Annotated in this window: 15 protein-coding genes; 7 read left to right on the forward strand and 8 right to left on the reverse strand. The window is 70.2% G+C overall.

Features of this window, described 5'->3' with window-relative positions; genetic code table 11:
* The first annotated feature begins 102 nt into the window (after positions 1-102).
* The gene (locus ACFVS6_RS37115; RefSeq protein WP_389710956.1) at positions 103-645 is read left to right on the forward strand and encodes a flavoprotein; all 543 of its coding nucleotides are present in this window, start codon (positions 103-105) and stop codon (positions 643-645) included.
* Between the two features lie 34 nt (positions 646-679).
* Here ACFVS6_RS37115 and ACFVS6_RS37120 read toward each other — a convergent pair whose 3' ends face one another.
* The 6 genes from ACFVS6_RS37120 to ACFVS6_RS37145 all read right to left on the reverse strand — a co-directional run bounded on the left by ACFVS6_RS37120 (position 680) and on the right by ACFVS6_RS37145 (position 5,894).
* Positions 680-1,183: a DinB family protein gene (locus ACFVS6_RS37120; protein ID WP_389710957.1), complete on the reverse strand. Its 504-nt coding sequence runs from the start codon at positions 1,181-1,183 to the stop codon at positions 680-682.
* A 43-nt stretch (positions 1,184-1,226) separates the two neighbouring features.
* On the reverse strand, positions 1,227-2,423 hold the full coding sequence (locus tag ACFVS6_RS37125; RefSeq protein ID WP_389710958.1) for an epoxide hydrolase family protein: 1,197 nt from the start codon (positions 2,421-2,423) through the stop codon (positions 1,227-1,229).
* A gap of 67 nt (positions 2,424-2,490) precedes the next feature.
* Complete coding sequence (locus ACFVS6_RS37130) at positions 2,491-3,312, reverse strand: BTAD domain-containing putative transcriptional regulator (RefSeq protein ID WP_389710959.1); 822 nt, start codon at positions 3,310-3,312, stop codon at positions 2,491-2,493.
* Positions 3,313-3,411: 99 nt separating this feature from the next.
* Positions 3,412-4,131: a ScbR family autoregulator-binding transcription factor gene (locus ACFVS6_RS37135; protein WP_389710960.1), complete on the reverse strand. Its 720-nt coding sequence runs from the start codon at positions 4,129-4,131 to the stop codon at positions 3,412-3,414.
* Positions 4,132-4,202: 71 nt separating this feature from the next.
* Positions 4,203-5,045 carry a BTAD domain-containing putative transcriptional regulator gene (locus ACFVS6_RS37140; protein ID WP_389710961.1) on the reverse strand — a complete coding sequence of 281 codons (843 nt, stop codon included), beginning with the start codon at positions 5,043-5,045 and terminating at the stop codon, positions 4,203-4,205.
* Positions 5,046-5,303: 258 nt separating this feature from the next.
* Entirely contained in the window at positions 5,304-5,894 is a 591-nt protein-coding gene (locus ACFVS6_RS37145) for a ScbR family autoregulator-binding transcription factor (protein ID WP_389710962.1), read from the reverse strand.
* Between the two features lie 201 nt (positions 5,895-6,095).
* Between ACFVS6_RS37145 and ACFVS6_RS37150 the strand changes: the two genes are divergently transcribed.
* From ACFVS6_RS37150 to tpg, 6 genes are all read left to right on the forward strand, one after another.
* On the forward strand, positions 6,096-6,872 hold the full coding sequence (locus tag ACFVS6_RS37150; protein WP_389710963.1) for an SDR family NAD(P)-dependent oxidoreductase: 777 nt from the start codon (positions 6,096-6,098) through the stop codon (positions 6,870-6,872).
* A 378-nt stretch (positions 6,873-7,250) separates the two neighbouring features.
* Positions 7,251-7,979, forward strand: coding sequence for a ScbR family autoregulator-binding transcription factor (locus tag ACFVS6_RS37155; RefSeq protein ID WP_389710964.1), 729 nt, complete (start codon positions 7,251-7,253; stop codon positions 7,977-7,979).
* Between the two features lie 157 nt (positions 7,980-8,136).
* Entirely contained in the window at positions 8,137-9,408 is a 1,272-nt protein-coding gene (locus ACFVS6_RS37160) for a ParA family protein (RefSeq protein ID WP_389710965.1), read from the forward strand.
* Positions 9,405-10,337 carry a ParB/RepB/Spo0J family partition protein gene (locus tag ACFVS6_RS37165; protein WP_389710966.1) on the forward strand — a complete coding sequence of 311 codons (933 nt, stop codon included), beginning with the start codon at positions 9,405-9,407 and terminating at the stop codon, positions 10,335-10,337. Before ACFVS6_RS37160 ends, ACFVS6_RS37165 begins: the two co-directional genes overlap by 4 nt.
* Positions 10,338-10,457: 120 nt before the next feature.
* The gene (gene tap, locus ACFVS6_RS37170; RefSeq protein WP_389710968.1) at positions 10,458-12,677 is read left to right on the forward strand and encodes a telomere-associated protein Tap; all 2,220 of its coding nucleotides are present in this window, start codon (positions 10,458-10,460) and stop codon (positions 12,675-12,677) included.
* Positions 12,678-12,680: 3 nt separating this feature from the next.
* Complete coding sequence (tpg, locus tag ACFVS6_RS37175) at positions 12,681-13,238, forward strand: telomere-protecting terminal protein Tpg (RefSeq protein WP_388904717.1); 558 nt, start codon at positions 12,681-12,683, stop codon at positions 13,236-13,238.
* A 109-nt stretch (positions 13,239-13,347) separates the two neighbouring features.
* Here tpg and ACFVS6_RS37180 read toward each other — a convergent pair whose 3' ends face one another.
* Positions 13,348-13,821, reverse strand: a complete 474-nt coding sequence (locus tag ACFVS6_RS37180) for a MarR family transcriptional regulator (RefSeq protein ID WP_281208294.1) — start codon at positions 13,819-13,821, stop codon at positions 13,348-13,350.
* Positions 13,818-14,534 carry a hypothetical protein gene (locus ACFVS6_RS37185; protein ID WP_362884685.1) on the reverse strand — a complete coding sequence of 239 codons (717 nt, stop codon included), beginning with the start codon at positions 14,532-14,534 and terminating at the stop codon, positions 13,818-13,820. Before ACFVS6_RS37185 ends, ACFVS6_RS37180 begins: the two co-directional genes overlap by 4 nt.
* Between the last annotated feature and the right edge of the window lie 1,016 nt (positions 14,535-15,550).

The following is a 15,550-nucleotide window of genomic DNA, read 5'->3' on the forward strand; positions in this document are numbered from 1 at the left end:
CGACGGAACATCGCTGAAAAGCTCATCCGCATACGCGTGCGTCCACGTCCACGTTCGCCCCTCAACGACAGCCCGGGACAAAGAATGTGATCACATGACCGTATGAGGACCCTCTATCTGTTCTGTTCCGCCGCCCCGCCCGTGTTCGACGTTGCCCACGTGATCGAGGACGCCCAGTCGCGCGGCTGGGACGTGTGCCTCGGCCTGACCCCGACGGCGGCGCAGTGGGTGGCCGGCAGCCTCGACGGTCTCGCCGCACTGACCGGCAACCCGGTGCGCTGGCAGTACAAGATGCCCGGCGAGCCCGACGTGTGGCCCGCCCCGGACGCGCTGCTGTTCGCGCCCGCCACCTTCAACTCGGTCAACGCCTGGGCCCTCGGCCTCACCGACCGCTTCACCGTGGGCGTCGCCGCCGAGGCCCTCGGCAAGGGCGTCCCGGTGGTGGCCATGCCCTGCACGAACGCCGCGCTCGCCGCCCACCCGCAGTTCGAGCAGTCCCTGACGGTGCTGCGCGGGGCGGGTGCCGAAGTCCTGTACGGCGAGGGAGGGTTCGTGCCCGGTCCGGCCGGCCCCGACGCCCCGCCGCACTTCCCGTGGCAGGTGGCGCTCGACGCCGTGGACCGCACGGGCACCGCGCCCGCCTGACCGGGGCCGGCCGGCGCGCCCGGCGCGGCGGCCGCTACTCGCCGGTGGTCCCGTCGATCGCCTCGCGCAGCAGGTCGGCGTGCCCGTTGTGCCGGGCGTACTCCTCGATCATGTGCGCCAGGACGTAGCGCAGGGAGTACCCCTCGTCGCCGTACCGGCCCTGGGCGTCGAGGGATTGCGCGGCGACGATCTTCCGTGAGCGCTCGCAGGTGTCCTCCCAGATCCGGAAGGACTCCTGCGGGTCCGCGTCCTCGACCCGGAACTCCGTCCGCTCCCCGGCCTCGTCCGGCGGGAAGTAGCCGCGGACGTCCTCGCCGCCCACGACGTTGCGGAACCAACTCCTCTCGACCTCCGCGAGGTGGCGCACCAGCCCGAGCAGGCTGAGCCCGGACGGTGGCGCGGCCTTGCGCCGCAGCTGCTCGGCGGACAGTCCCGCGCACTTCATCATCAGGGTGTCGCGCTGCCATTGCAGGACGCTGGTGAGGGTCTCCCGCTCGTCGCCGATCAGTACGGGGCGGGTTCGCTGTTCGTCGTTCATCGGGCGATCATCACAGCCGTACCGACCCGCCCCGCCGATGTTTTCACATGTCGGACGTCCGGCCGGAGGCGGTGAGCTCCCGGAAGAAGGCGCGGACGTCCCCGACCAGCAGTTCCGGCACCTCCATCGCGGGGAAGTGCCCGCCCCGGTCGTACGAGGTCCAGCGCACGACGGAGTCGGTGCGCGCGGCGACGTGCCGCAGCGGTACGAAGTTGTCCCGGGGGAAGTCCGCGAGGGCGGTCGGGGTGGCCGACACCTCGGGCGGCTGCCCGAACCAGTGCGCGTGGGCCCGCTCGTAGTAGATCCGGGCGGCGGAGCCGGCCGTCCCCGTGAGCCAGTACAGCATCACGTTGGTGAGCATCAGGTCCCGGTCGACGGGGCACCGCGGGTCGCTCCACTCGTCGAACTTCTCCCCGATCCAGGCGAGCAGCCCCGTCGGGGAGTCGTTCAGCGCGTAGGCGAGGGTCTGCGGCCGGGTCGCCTGGATGTCGGCGTAGCCCTGCCGCTCCTTCGCCCACACGCGGTACCGCTCCCAGGAGGCCAGGGCGCGTTCCCGTTCGGCGGGGCTCAGCGGGGCCAGTTCCGCCTCCGTGGGCTCGGCGGTCGCGCCGGCTCCGGGGAGCAGGTTGAGGTGCACGCCGACGACCCGCTCGGGCCGGACGCGTCCGAGCTCGCGCGAGATCGCGGCTCCCCAGTCGCCGCCCTGCACCCCGTACGTCCCGTACCCGAGCCGTTCCATCAGTACCGCGAAGGCCCGGGCGACCCGCTTGAACTCCCAACCCCGCTCCGTGGTCGGCCCGGACAGCGTGAAGCCGGGGATGCTGGGGAGCACCAGGTGGAAGGCGTCGGCGGGGTCGCCCCCGTGCGCCCGCGGATCCGTCAGCGGGCCCGCGACCCGCTGGAACTCCACGAACGATCCGGGCCAGCCGTGGGTCATCAGCAGCGGTGTGGCGTCCGGTTCGGGGGAACGCAGGTGCGCGAAGTGCACCCCGGCCCCGTCGATGACGGTGGTGAACTGCGGCCAGTCGTTCAACCGCGCCTCGGCGGCCCGCCAGTCGTACTCCTCGCGCCAGTACCGGACGAGCTCGCGCATCCGCTCCGACGGGATGCCGTAGTCCCACCCGGCCCCGTCGAGCTCGTCGGGCCACCGCACCCGCCCCAGCCGCGCCGCGAGGTCGTCGAGTTCCTCCGGCGGCACGTCGAGCCGGAACGGAACGAGGGCCTCACCAAGATCTTCCATGCCTCCACGATGCCACCCGGGTCCCCGGCACCGGCCGCCCCCCTGTGGCGGCCGGGCCGCGGCCCGGTCAGGCCGCGTACAGGTCGAAGGTCGATCCCCGCTTCGGGCCCGCCATCACGTCCAGTGCCGGGTCGACCGCCAGGATCGCCTGGTGCAACCGCTGCAACTGTGGCGAGGGCTCGACGCCCAGGTCCCCGATGAGCCGCTGCCGCAGCCTGCGGAACACGTCGAGCGCCGCCGCCTGCCGGCCGGACCGGTACAGCGCGACCATCATCTGGGAGTGCATCCCCTCGTGCTGCGGGTGCCGCGCGGTCAGCTCGGTCAGCTCCGCGAGGAGTTCGGTGTGCCGCCCCAGCCGCAGGTCGACGTCGATGCGCCGTTCCATCGTGACCAGCCGGCTCTCCTCCAGCCTCAGCACCTCGATCTCCAGTACCGGCCCCACCCGTACGTCGACCAGCGCGGGCCCCTGCCACAGCGCGAGCGCCTCCCGCAGCAGCGCCGCGGAGCCCTCGTCGTCACCGGCGTCGAACGCGGCGTGGCCCCGCACGACCAGCGTCTCGTAGGAGTGCACGTCCACGGACTCCGGCGGCACCTGGAGCAGGTACCCGCCGTGCCGTGTGGTGAGGACTTCCTTGGCGGCCCCCGGCCGGCCCGGCCCCATGGCCGTGCCGAGTCTGCGGCGCAGTTGCAGGACGTACGTCTGCAAGGTCGTCAGCGCGCTCTGCGGCAGGTTCTGCCCCCAGATCTCCTCCATGAGGGTCGGCACCGGCATGACCCGCCCGGGGTACAGCGACAGGAGCGCCAGGATCTGCCGCGGCTTGCCGGCCGTCGGCACGATCGAGTCTCCGTTGACCTCGGCACTCAACGGACCCAGAACCTGAATCTTCACGGTTTCCCCTCCCGTACTCCGTCGAGTCGCCTCGATCGCTTCCGACTACTTCGACCTGCGAAAACAGTCACCCGGTGGCTGGTGCCGCGCGGACGGCGGTCATGCCTGCGCGCCCGTCCCCTGGAACTCCCGGCGCCGCTCCGCGCCCACCGCACGGGTGCGTGCCCCGACGGCTCCCGTCCGGTACTCCCCGACCCGTGCCTCCCCCACCAGGCTCGGCAGCAGCAGCCCCCACAGGGCGGCCACCTTCCGCCGGAGCTCCCAGTGGGAGAGCCCGGTTCCCGCCAGTACTTCGATCCCGCAGAGCGCGGCGGCCACCAGGGCCTCGGCGCTCTCCCAACGGTCCAAGGTCGGCATCTCGTCGTCGGCTCCGGCGGGCGGCTCGTCCACCGGCAGTTCCCCGACGTCCCGGGCCTCGCGCAGCAGTTCGCTCACCACGGTCAGCCAGGCATCGTGGAAGTCCACCGCGTTCACGTGCTGGCCCGCGCATTCCTTGGTGATGCGGAAGCTCGCCGGGATCGCGGGATCCTCGTGCAGCATCCGCGCCAACCAGTGGGTCGTGTCGATCAGCGCCTGTAGGGGGGAGGCGCCGTTCTCCCGTAGTCCGCGCACCGCGTCGTGCAACAGCCCGCATCCGCGCCGCTGCACGGCGTCGGCCAGCTCGTCCTTGGAGGCGAAGTGGAAGTACAACGCCCCCTTCGTCACCCCGGCCGCGCCCGCGATCTCGCCGAGCGTCGCGTTGGCGTATCCGTTGCGGTGGAACATCTCGGCCCCGGCGCATACCAACCGCCTGCGGGTCCGCTCCGACCTCTCCTGCACCGCTCCGTCTCCTTCCGCCCCCCGCTGCGTCCACACCCCCCGTGCCGGCGGCGGTCGCCACCGGCATCGGATCAAGCCCGCACGAGCCGCTGCGCCTTGGCGCCCGTTCCGCCCGCCACGGCCACCGCGGGCGCCGTGGCCATGGCCTCCGGTCCCGCCATCAGGATCGACCGCTGCAACCGGCGCAGCGCCGGGGACGGTTCGAGGCCCAGGTCCCGTACGAGCGTGGTGCGCAGGCGCTTGTACACGTCGAGCGCCTCGCCGCGTCGTCCCGAGCGGTGCAGGGCGAGCATGAACTGACCGTGCAGGTTCTCGTGCGTGCGATAGCGACTCACCAGAACGGTCAGTTCCGCGAGGAGCTCGCGGTGCCGGCCCAGCTTCATGTCCGCCTCGATGCGCTGGTCGAGGGCGCACAAGCGGGTCTCCTCCAGTCGGCGCGTCTCCATGTCGAGCTGCACGCCGCCGTGCACGTCCGCGAAAGCGGGGCCCGACCACAGGGAGAGGGCCTCGCGCAGCAGTCGCGCCGCACCGGCCGCGTCACCCGCGTCCATCGCCCGGTAGCCCAGACCGGCCAGCCGGTCGAACTCCCGCACGTCGCTGGTCCCGCCGCCGCTGTTGAGCAGGTAGCCGCCGGGCAGGGTGACCAGCACGTCCTTCGCGGTCCGCGTGCCGTCGGTGTCCTCCAGGGCGGTCGCGATGAGGGCGCGCAGCTGGAGCACGTACGTCTGGAGGGTGGTGCGGGCGCTGCGCGGCGGCTCGGCGCCCCACAGCTCCTCGATCAGAGCCGGGACCGGCACGACCTGGTCGGCATGGAGGGCCAGGAGGGCCAGGACCTGCCGGGGCTTGGGGGCGGTCGGCGTGATGGAGGTCCCGTTCTCCCGCACGGCCAGCGCGCCCAGTACATCGATGTCCACGTCGTACTCCCCTGTCCTTGGATGAGTCGCAAAAGTCAGTAGAAAACAGTCCCAGCGGTTTGTCAATACAAAACCGGTCGCGCCGTTTTTCGCACACGGACATTCCGGATCCGCTACAGAACGGCTCTGAACTGGGCTTTTACCGGAACAGAGTTGTTCCGCCAGCCCCTTCGGTAGCTTGCGACCGACTCCGGGCAAGCTCATCTAACACCTCAAAGGGCCCGCAAATCAAACCGCTCAGTCTGTTTAGGGCTCTTCTCAACGCTCGGCTGCGATGCTCGGCAGGACCACGGACCAGATGCCGGTGAGGGTGTCGGCCTCCAGCCACTCGGGGTCGACCGCGCCCAACACCTGGAGACCGACGACGGAGGCCACCACCGCGGGCGTCGCGTCCCGAGGGGTGACTCCCTCGGCGAGCAGCCCTTCCCGTCCGGCGGCTTCGATCAGTCCGCGCGTCCACTCGTGCCACTGCCCGCGGAGGTCGAACCGGCTCCGGTGGGTCACGTCGGCGGACAGCGCGAAGCCGGCACGTACGACGACGTCCCCGGCGAGCAGTGCCATGAGCGCGTACGTCGAATCGACCAGCAGCGTCAGCGGATCGCCGGCCCGCCCCTCCGGCTCCCCTGCCGTACGGGAGACCAACCGCAGCCCGGAGACGGCCCGCTCTTCGACGATCCGGGCGAGTTCGTCCTTGCCACCGAAGTGGAAGTGCAGGGCACCGGAGGTCACTCCGGCCCTCCCGCTGATACCCGCGATCGAGGCGGCGGCGAAGCCGTCCTCGATGAACGCCTCCGCGGCGGCGCGCACGAGGGATTCCCGCGTGCGTGCCGCACGCTCCTGCTTGACCATGGGGGCTCCACACCGCATTTGCCGCATACGCAGCATTCCCCCAGGACAGGGGTACAAGATCCTGGCGGCCACAGTCTGCGGCGGCGCCGGAGGGCAACCGGACTCTCGCCGGAGCCCGCGGACGCACAACGGGTCAACGGGTATGAAATACCTTCTGACCAGGGATCACTTCAATCCGTGGTGTCGTGTTACGTTCGCGTGATGAAGAAGAAGGACAGCACGGGAAGTTTGGCAGGTCGCTCTGCTTTGATCACCGGAGCGAGCGCCGGCATCGGGGCGGCAGCCGCTCGCGTGTTCTGTAGGGAGGGCGCGTCGGTCACCCTCATGGCCCGCCGGGAGAAGGAACTGGCCGCGCTCACGGACGAGCTGCGAGCCGACGGCCACCAGGCCCACTACGTCGTCGGGGACGTCTCACGTTCCGAGGACGTCGCCAGGGCCGTCGAGACGGCCGTCGCCTCCTTCGGCCGACTGGACGCCGCCTTCAACAACGCGGGTACGTCCACGGTCCCCGCCCCCATGCACCTCCTCCCCGAGGAGGACTACGACACCATCATGGACACCAACGTCCGCGGGGTCTGGCACTGCATGCGCCACGAGATCCGCGCCATGCTGGAGACCGGGGGCGGCGTCATCGTCAACAACAGCAGCACGGCGGGCCTGGTCGCGACCCCGGCCACCTCCCCTTACATCGCCTCGAAGCACGCGGTCATCGGACTGACCAAGGCAGCGGCCTCCGAGTACGCGGCCCAGAACATCCGCATCAACGCGATCGCGCCGGGCACCACCCGCAGCGAGCTGATCGACTTCTGGCTCCAGCAGAACCCGGACATGGAGCAGGTCCTCCTCAACGCGGCCGTCCTCCCCCGCATCGCGGAACCCTCGGAGATCGCCGAAGCAGCGGCCTGGCTCTGCGGCGACCGAGCCTCTTTCGTCGTCGGCACCACCCTGTCGGTGGACGGCGGCTGGACCACCCGCTGACCTCCGCCGTCGGCGGCGCGGACGCCGCCGACGGCCATCTCCCGGAACGGCGACCTTCCGAGGGCTTCCCCGAACCGGTCGCACCGGTCGCCGTGACGGCCGCGCGGAGGATCGGCCCCTGAGCCCCGCCACGGGCCGTCGGCGTTAACGCCGTTAACGCCGTTAACCGGAACCCTCTGCCTCACTTAACGGCGTTAACACCCGCCCGCCGACTCGGCGGATTGTTCCACCAATCAGTAACACCCCAATACGCACCAGACCATGTGAAAGCCCCTCGCCGGACCGCCAAAAAAGTACTTGGCGACTGGTTTTCTTTGAACCACGCCCACTACATTGATCCCGAACCAGCGAACGGAACCGACAACAGGAGATGCCCACGTGGCGAGGGTCAGGCAAGAACGGGCCGAGATCACCCGACAGGCGATCCTCGACGGCGCGGCCGTCGCCTTCGACCAGGGCGGGTTCGGGGGCACCAGCCTCAGCGACGTGGTGAAGTACGCCGGAGTCACCAAGGGCGCCCTGTACTTCCACTTCCAGTCCAAGGAAGCCCTGGCACGCACCCTGATGGACGAGCAGTTCCAGGTGTCCGAGGGCCTCCCCGCGATCGTGGATCCGGGTCTGCAAACGGCCATCGACCTGACGCACCGGATGGCGTTCGGGCTGCGCACCAACGTCCGCATCCGCGCCGGCATCCGCCTCGTCATCGAGTTCGGCTCGTTCACGCACCCTGACCCGTCGCCCTACAACGCCTGGATCGACACCTGTCAGCAGTGCCTGACCCCGGCCCAGGAACGGGGCGACATCCTGCCCGCGCTCAACACGTACGACCTCTCGACACTGATCGTCGGTTCGTTCACCGGGATCCAGGTGACCTCGTACGTCCGCACCTCCCGCGAGGACCTGCACACCCGGGTCGTCGACCTGTGGAAGCACCTCCTGCCGGGCATCGTGCCCGCGGACCGCATCCCCCTCTTCGACCCGTCGGGCTCGCCCACCTGCCGGCTCCAACTCGGTCTGCCGTCCCGGCACGTCCCGGACCCCACCTCCCCGGACCCCACCTCCCCGAACGCCATCTCCCCGAACTCCGAAGCGGTCACGGCCGGCTGACGGTACGTCCAGGGCGGCCTCGCACACGCCGTGGTGAACCACGGGGGTGCTCGCCACGGCGGGTGCGGGGTCGCCCTGGCGTGTCTGCGCCCACTTCGTTAGCAAAACTCAGGCGTGGCGCTCACGAACACTCAAGAACGTTAGTAAAGTCCCTCTCATGACTTCGCCCTCGTCCCAGAGCGACCGAGAGAAGGTCGTCTCCAAGCTCCCCCCGTGGCTCCGCCAGGAACTGAAGATCCGCACCGCCCAACTGCGGATCGACATCCAGGACGCCGTCCACCAGGGCATCGCCCACTGGAGCGCCCTCGCCTCCGCCCCCTCCCCCGTCGACACGTCCGGCGCCGAGTCGTTCTCCACCTGGCTGCCCGCCGGCCAGTGGGAGTCGTTCCGCGCGGACTCCAAGGACCGTGGCATCTCCCTCACCCAGGGACTCGCGCAGGCGGTGCGCCTCTGGCTGGAGATGAACCCGGCGCCCACCGTGAAGCGGCCCGCGGTCGTGCGCCGCATCGTGGTGTGCAACCAGAAGGGCGGCGTCGGCAAGACGGCCGTCACCGCGGGCACCGCGGAGGCCCTCGCCGAGGACCCGGAATCGCTCCACCCGGTCCGCATCGCGCGCCAGCTGGCGCGCCTCGCCCCGGTGGAGGACGAGGAGCACCCCGAGCAGGCGGCACCGACCACCACGTCGCCCCTGGACCTCGAAGACCTCCCGGGCCTGGGCATGCGCGTCCTGCTCGTCGACTTCGACCCGCAGGGCCACCTGACCAAGCAACTCGGCCGGCAGCCCCTCCCCATCGGCGGCGACAGCCTCACCTGCCACATGGCCGGCGAGGCCAAGGGACCGCTCTCGGACCTCATCGTCACCATCCCCGACGACCGCTTCGGCGACCGCCTCCACATCCTGCCCGCGTGCACGGACGCGTTCCTCCTGGACGTCCGACTGTCCACCGTCCGGGCCCGCGAGGCCGCCCTCGAACGCGCCCTGTCCCCCGTCGAGGCCGACTACGACGTCATCCTCATCGACTGCCCGCCCAGCCTCGGCCTCAGCATGGACGCCGCCATCTACTACGGCCGCCGCCGCGACACCGAACAGCCGGGCACCTCCGGCGCGCTGATCGTCGTACAGGCCGAGGACTCCTCCGCCGACGCGTACGACCTGCTCACCTCCCAGATCAACGATCTGCGCGACGACCTCAGCCTCGACATCGACTACCTCGGCCTCGTCGTGAACCTCTACGACGGCCGCCGCGGCTACATCGCCACGTCCTCCCTGCAGGCCTGGATGGACATAAAGGATCCGCGGGTCGTGGCGATCGTCCCCGACCTCAAGGAACAGCGCGAGGCCGTACGTGTGAAGCAGCCGCTGTTCGTCTACGCACCCAGGGGCGAACAGGCCGTCGCCCTGCGCGCGCTCGCCAGGGAGATCTCATGAGCAAGGCCGACAAACTCGGAGTCTCGGCTTCCTTCGCCCGCGCCCAGCCGGTCGGCGTCAGTTCCCGCCGTGCGGCCATCGCCGAGGCGACGGGCGCTCCGACCTCCGGGGTCGTCCCCCCGTCCGAGGTGCCCATCGAGGCCCTCGCCCACAACCCCTTCAACCTCCGCGAGGACCTCACGGACCTCGACGAGCTGGCCCAGTCCCTCATGGTCCGCGGCCAGCTCCAGCCCCTCGCGGTCGTCACCCGCATGGCGTTCATGGAGGCCCACCCGGGCCAGACCGACGGCCTGGGCCGGGCCCCGTACGTGGTCATCGACGGCAACCGGCGCCTGGCGGCCGCCCACCTCGCCGGCCTCAAGACGATGCACATCCACGTGAACGACTCCCTGTCCGCCTCCGCGGCGGACATCCTCGAATCGGCACTGATCGCCAACGTGCACCGGGTCGACGTGGCCCCCATGGACCAGGCTCGCGCCCTCCAGGAACTCGTCGAGGTCCACGGCTCGCAGGCCCAGGTCGCCAAGCGGCTCGGCAAGACGGCGGCCTGGGTGTCCCAGCGCCTGACCCTGCTCAACCTGACCCCCACGCTCCAGGAGAAGGTGGAGACGGGCGAACTCAAGGTCGAGCCGGCCCGCCGCATCGGCCGCCTCCCCCAGGAGGACCAGGCCGCCGCCGCCAGCGACACCATTAACGCCGTTAACCCCCCGCGCCAGCGCACCCGCCCGGCACCGCCGACCGTTAACGGCGTTAACGCCGTTAACGCCGTGAAGGCCACCCCTTCCCCTTCCCCCTCCCCCGCGCCCGCCCCCTCCCCCCGCATCACGATCTCCACCCACTCCCCGGAGACCATCGCGGACGCCCTCACCGCTCACCTCACTCCGGACGACCTGAAAGCCGTCACCGAGCTGCTGATGCAGCGGATCTGAGCCAGGCACCCACGCCGGGGGCGGTGACGGCATTAACGCCGTTAACGCCCCCACGTGCGTTTCACGTGCGTTCAACAGTGCGGTTCGCATAGGCTGCACCCGGAGGTAGTAATGAGCGAGATGAACGACCAGACCGCTCTCTTCGCAGCGGTCGACGCGCTGCTCGAAGAAGCGGCGGCACAGGACGGCCTGCCCCACCCCGACGAACGCAAGCGCCTGCGCGAGGCCGCCGGCCTCAGCCAGGACCAGATCGCCAAGGCCCTGTCCGTCCGCCGCGAGACGGTCACCTCCTGGGAGACCGGCCGCACGGCTCCCCGCCCCCCGAAGCGCGCCGCTTACGCCCGCCTCCTCGAAGGCCTCGCCACCCTCCACCCCATCAACGGCATTAACGCCGTTAACACCCCGCCCCCTCCCCCCACCGATCCACCCCGCCCCTCCGCGACCATTAACGGCGTTAACGCTTCGCCGCCCCCCACACCGCTCCATTCCCCGGGCCCCGTCGAAACCGTCAGCGCCCCGGCCCCCACCGAGCCACCATCGAACCCGGCACCTGTTAACGGCGTTAACGCCGTTAACACCGCTCCCCACCCCTCCGCGGCCCCCACCCCCCGGACGGCACCCCACCCGCAACGGGCGACCCCCCACCCCAAGCCCCGCACCCCCCTCCCCGTAGAAGGCCACGGCCCCCTTGCCGTCCTCGACGGCACCGGCCAGGCCCACGCCACCGGCGGCCTCGTCCTCCCCCACCCCACCACCGGGCTGCCGGACCTCGTCACCTGGGCCCTCGGCCCCGACGCCGACCTCCGCGCACCCCGCCTCCACCGCAACGGCAAGGACGGCGACCCCCTCCTCGTCCTCACCGCCGCCGCCACCGAGGCCCTCGGTCTCCCCCTCACCCTCGAAGACCGCCGCGCCCTGCGCCTCCCCGACAACCACCCCGTCGTGAAGCAGCTCGCGAAGGCCAAGTGGCAACTCACCCGCCGCGGCTTCGGCCCCTGGCCGCGCATCTACCGGCCTGCCACTCCCGGCACCGGCCGCCAATGCGTACAGCTCGCGGTCCTCCCCTGGGGCGCCCTGGACTCCCGCGCCTGGGGCGAGGACACCTCGGAGCTCCCCGCACCCGAACTCGCCGAGCTCCTCACCACCTACGCCGCCCGCGTCCTGACCCCCCGCGGCTCGACCGCCGTCACGGGCCTGGAACTGATGACGGCCCTGCGCCCGCCCACCCGGGCCGCCCGCGACCAGGCGACCAACACCTGGGTCTCAGCCCCCGTCGCCGGCTCCCTCACCCGACCCGTCGACCCCGCCCCGCCCGAGGCCCCCGACGAACACCCGGTCGTCGCCGCGCTCTACCCCCGCGCCCACCAACGCACCCCCGACGAGGTCCTCGACGAGGAGGCCTACGACTGGATCCGCGACCCGGAGCTCCTCACCGACGCCGAGTGCGCCCGGACCCACGCGGTCGGCATCGACGTGAACATGGCCTTCGCGGCGGCCGCGAACCGCCTCCTGGTCGGCCTCGGCCCGGCGACCCACACCACCACCCCGCGCTTCGACCCCAAGACCCCCGGCTGTTGGCTGGCGGACCTCTCGTCGTTCCGGCTCGACCCCCGCCTCCCCAACCCGTTCACCCCTCACGGCACCTCCCCCACCGGCCCCGCCTGGTACGCGACCCCGACCCTGGCCTACGCCCAGGAACTCGGCCTCGACGTCCGTCCCACCGAGGCCTGGATCCGCCCCGACAGCGGCCCCTACCTCGACGCCTGGTACACCCGGCTCCGCGACGCCTACCTGGCGACCATGGCCGACCTCGGCGTCACCCCGGCCCTCACCGCGCCCGAGTTCCTCCGCGCCATGACCACGTACAAGGAACACCCGAGCACCTCCACCGCCGTCCTGTCGGCCATCAAGGCGACGGTCAAGGGCGGCATCGGCAAACTCCGCGAACGCCCCCAGGGCGCCGGCTACCGACCGGGCGAGGCCTGGCCCGCCCTGGAACGCCCCACCTGGCGCCCCGACATCCGCGCGGCCGTCATCTCCACGGCCCGCGTCAACATGCACCGCAAGATGCAGAAACTCGCCACGGCGGCGGACCTGTACCCCGTCGCGGTCCTCTCGGACTGCGCGGTCTACCTCTCCGACGGCCCCGACCCCCTGGACTTCCTCCCCCACACCCCCGAGGGCAAGCCCGTACCCGGCGGCTTCCGCCTCGGCGTCAGCCCCGGCATGGTCAAGCACGAAGGCACCCAGCCCCTCCTGTGGGCCGTGCAGATGCTCGACGAAGGCCTCAACCCCGCCCGCCACATCAAGGGCCACGACGCAGCAGCAGACGGCGAGTAACCCATGCCCGACGACATCTCCGACAGCCTCACCAAGGCCGACGAACCCCACTTCACCCGCCCGATCCCCAAGTCCGCCGGCGCCCAGGTCCGCTTCCTGGTCAAGCAGCTCAAGACCACCAAGGCCGTCGCCGCGGCGCTCGGCATCTCCCAACGCACCGTCGAGCGCTACGTCAAGAACCAGATCAAGCAGCCGAAGCCCGAACTCGCCGCCCGCCTGGAGGCGGAGGTACGCCGCCGCTGGCAGCCCCTGGTCCGCAAGCGCGCCCGCGACCAGGCCGCACGAACCACCGGCCTCGTCATCGAGACCCGCGCCCGGTTCGGCTTCACCGCGGCCCCCGGCACCACCGACGACGGCCGCATGCGCCGCATCACCCAACACCTCCCCCCGGAGTACGCGAGCCGCCTCTTCGCCGCCCAGGACGCCGGCGCCACCGAGGCCCAACTGCGCCACATCACCGCCGAGGCCCTCCAGGAGATCTACTTCAAGGACAACGGCGCCCGCGCCACGTCCCTCCTCGTGGAGTTCACCGACATCGACTACGTCGACTTCGCCTTCTGACGAAGCCCCACACGCCCCTCTCCGCCCCTGAAAACCCAGGAGGGCCCCGGGATATACCCGGGGCCCTCCAAAGCGCCTGAGGGGGCCTCAGGCCCCCTCAGCAATACCACTACCCCACGGCGTGCAACGTCCTCCGCCGCTTCGACTCCGCAGCCTTCTTCGCCGCCGCCTGCGCCGCCCGCTTCTTGCGCTGCTCGGCGAGCTGGTCCTGATAGGCCGCCACGGCCTCGTGATAGCTGGCCACGTACCCGCGCGCGTCCAGACGCTCCTCGGCCGGCATCTCGTTGACGGCGGCCACCGCGTCCTCGAACGAGTTGTACCCGGCCAGCATCGGATTGATCTGGTAAACCCCGTTCCTGACCTTCCGCACCAGTCTCGCGAGCTCCAGGCTCCGCAGCGCGGCGTTCACGCTCGGCCTGCTCAGCTCCAGGAGACCCCCGATGGTGGCCTGATCGATGAGGATCCGGCCCCCGGGCTCGCTCAGCGAACGCAGCTTCAGCAGCACGCGGTACGCCGCAGGCGGAAGGTCGAGGTCGGAGAGAAGCCCGTCGGCGTTGACCGCAGCGAATCGCAAGGTGCTCACTGAGCTGTCCCTTCTTCCTTGCGCTGCACCCGGCTCAGCCGACGTGCAGCGCGCTCTTTGGACCGTTCGGCCCGCAGTTCCTCGATTGCCTGCCGCATGTGGTCCAGCGACGGGAACCGCACCAGGTCGGGCAGGCTCGTATCGCTGCGAATCTGCGAGATGGTGCTGTGCTGCTCCACCTTCACGAACTCACCCGCCGTCTCCGTACCCGGGATGAACTCAGCCACCCGGTAACTGTAGGGCGGGTTGAACTGGTACACACCCCGCCGCACCTTGAAGACGATCCCATGAGACATGACGGTGTGCAGCGCCTCCGACGTCTTTGTCCGACTGACGTCAAGGATCGTAGCCATCTCCTCCTGGGTAAGTGGAATCCGCCCCCCCGCCCGCTGGCAAGCGATGAGCAGCAGGATCAGCCTCAACGGCAGCGCTTCACGGAAGTACTGCGCGATGACCAGGAAGAACTCCAGGCTGTCCATCGAAAACGCATTTGGCTGACTCTGCGTCCCGTAGAACTCCAGCGGCTTGCGCTCACCGTCCAGCGTGAGCTTCCGGCTCGGATACCGCTTGGCAAGACTGTCCAGGTCCTTGACCGGAGCCAGCGGCTGACTCCACGCCGAAATCGCGTCATCAACGGGGAGATCAGGACGCGGCGCGCGCGACGGACTCGGCCGGCGGCGCTGTGGCTCTGATGACACGAGGATGCTCTCCACTTCGTTGATCTGCAGAGAGAGTATGTCAACAAGGGTGACACTAATGTCACGCTCGTTGACGTTCGGCGTGTCTTGTGTCCCCCCAGGAGGGACACATCTCGGCCACGGCCCCCAGCAACCCCCCACCGGCCTCCCCCACCCAACCGAGCCGCCCCCCGACGCAGTTAACGGGCACATCTCCGGAAGAACGTCAGCCTCCCTGACGTTTTAGCCCAAAAACCGTCAGCCTCACTGACGTTTTGCCGTCGTTCTGTCCCCCCACCAGCGACACATCCCCCGAGTTATGTCCCTCCTGAGGGGACATAACTTTCCCCCCACACCCCGCCTGACCTGCGAAAACGCATCTCCGTACCCTCTATAGGCCGTCCCCTACCGCGCTGCGCGCACTGAACGCAGTCCCGATCCCCACAACCACACACTTTCCTGACGCTTCATCAACTCCTACCCCCGCCAACGACGGCCGGACAGTCTGTCCATAACCACGCTGAACCTGACCGGTTCCTATCTCTATCCCCACATCACTTTGAATCACCACCACCCGAAGCATTAACGGCGTTAACACCCATCAACCCCTCCCCAAGACAACCCCAAGCCCCCTTCAAGCACCTCTCAAACCACGCCCACACCCAACCTGACCTGCCCTTTTAGTGGCTCGCGCCCTGCGGAGCAGGCCGGTTCTAGAAATGGGAGAGTTAGGGCTTCCGGGGCTGACTCGCCCCATTCGGAGAGTCCAACACCACCCTGGTCCGCAGCTGGCCGCCCGTAGCGGGCCGATCATGGAGGCGAAGCCGAAAGGGTCAGGGGTGAGGAGCGGAGCGACCCCACCCCAACGGGCCGAAGGCCCGGACCCCGTGAAACGGGGTCACTCCTGCTCGCAGAGCGAGCGGTTCGGGCGAAGCCCGAACCAGTCCGAAGCGAAGCGCAGGACACCGGCCCGAAGGGCCGGCCCTGCTCGGGCGAAGCCCGAGCGCCGAGCGCAGCGAGGCCGTCTCTCTCTTACGCGCGCAGCGCGTAAG

The sequence above is a fragment of the Streptomyces sp. NPDC057939 genome, from assembly GCF_042887545.1.
Classification (GTDB): Bacteria; Actinomycetota; Actinomycetes; order Streptomycetales; family Streptomycetaceae; genus Streptomyces.

What these genes read in the sequence shown, in the direction of transcription:
- ACFVS6_RS37145 (WP_389710962.1), bottom strand. Translation starts at nt 5,894, where the DNA reads ATGGTCAAGCAGGAGCGTGCGGCACGCACGCGGGAATCCCTCGTGCGC.
- tpg (WP_388904717.1), top strand. Translation starts at nt 12,681, where the DNA reads ATGCCCGACGACATCTCCGACAGCCTCACCAAGGCCGACGAACCCCAC.
- ACFVS6_RS37115 (WP_389710956.1), top strand. Translation starts at nt 103, where the DNA reads ATGAGGACCCTCTATCTGTTCTGTTCCGCCGCCCCGCCCGTGTTCGAC.
- ACFVS6_RS37160 (WP_389710965.1), top strand. Translation starts at nt 8,137, where the DNA reads ATGACTTCGCCCTCGTCCCAGAGCGACCGAGAGAAGGTCGTCTCCAAG.
- tap (WP_389710968.1), top strand. Translation starts at nt 10,458, where the DNA reads ATGAACGACCAGACCGCTCTCTTCGCAGCGGTCGACGCGCTGCTCGAA.
- ACFVS6_RS37165 (WP_389710966.1), top strand. Translation starts at nt 9,405, where the DNA reads ATGAGCAAGGCCGACAAACTCGGAGTCTCGGCTTCCTTCGCCCGCGCC.
- ACFVS6_RS37120 (WP_389710957.1), bottom strand. Translation starts at nt 1,183, where the DNA reads ATGAACGACGAACAGCGAACCCGCCCCGTACTGATCGGCGACGAGCGG.
- ACFVS6_RS37125 (WP_389710958.1), bottom strand. Translation starts at nt 2,423, where the DNA reads ATGGAAGATCTTGGTGAGGCCCTCGTTCCGTTCCGGCTCGACGTGCCG.
- ACFVS6_RS37150 (WP_389710963.1), top strand. Translation starts at nt 6,096, where the DNA reads ATGAAGAAGAAGGACAGCACGGGAAGTTTGGCAGGTCGCTCTGCTTTG.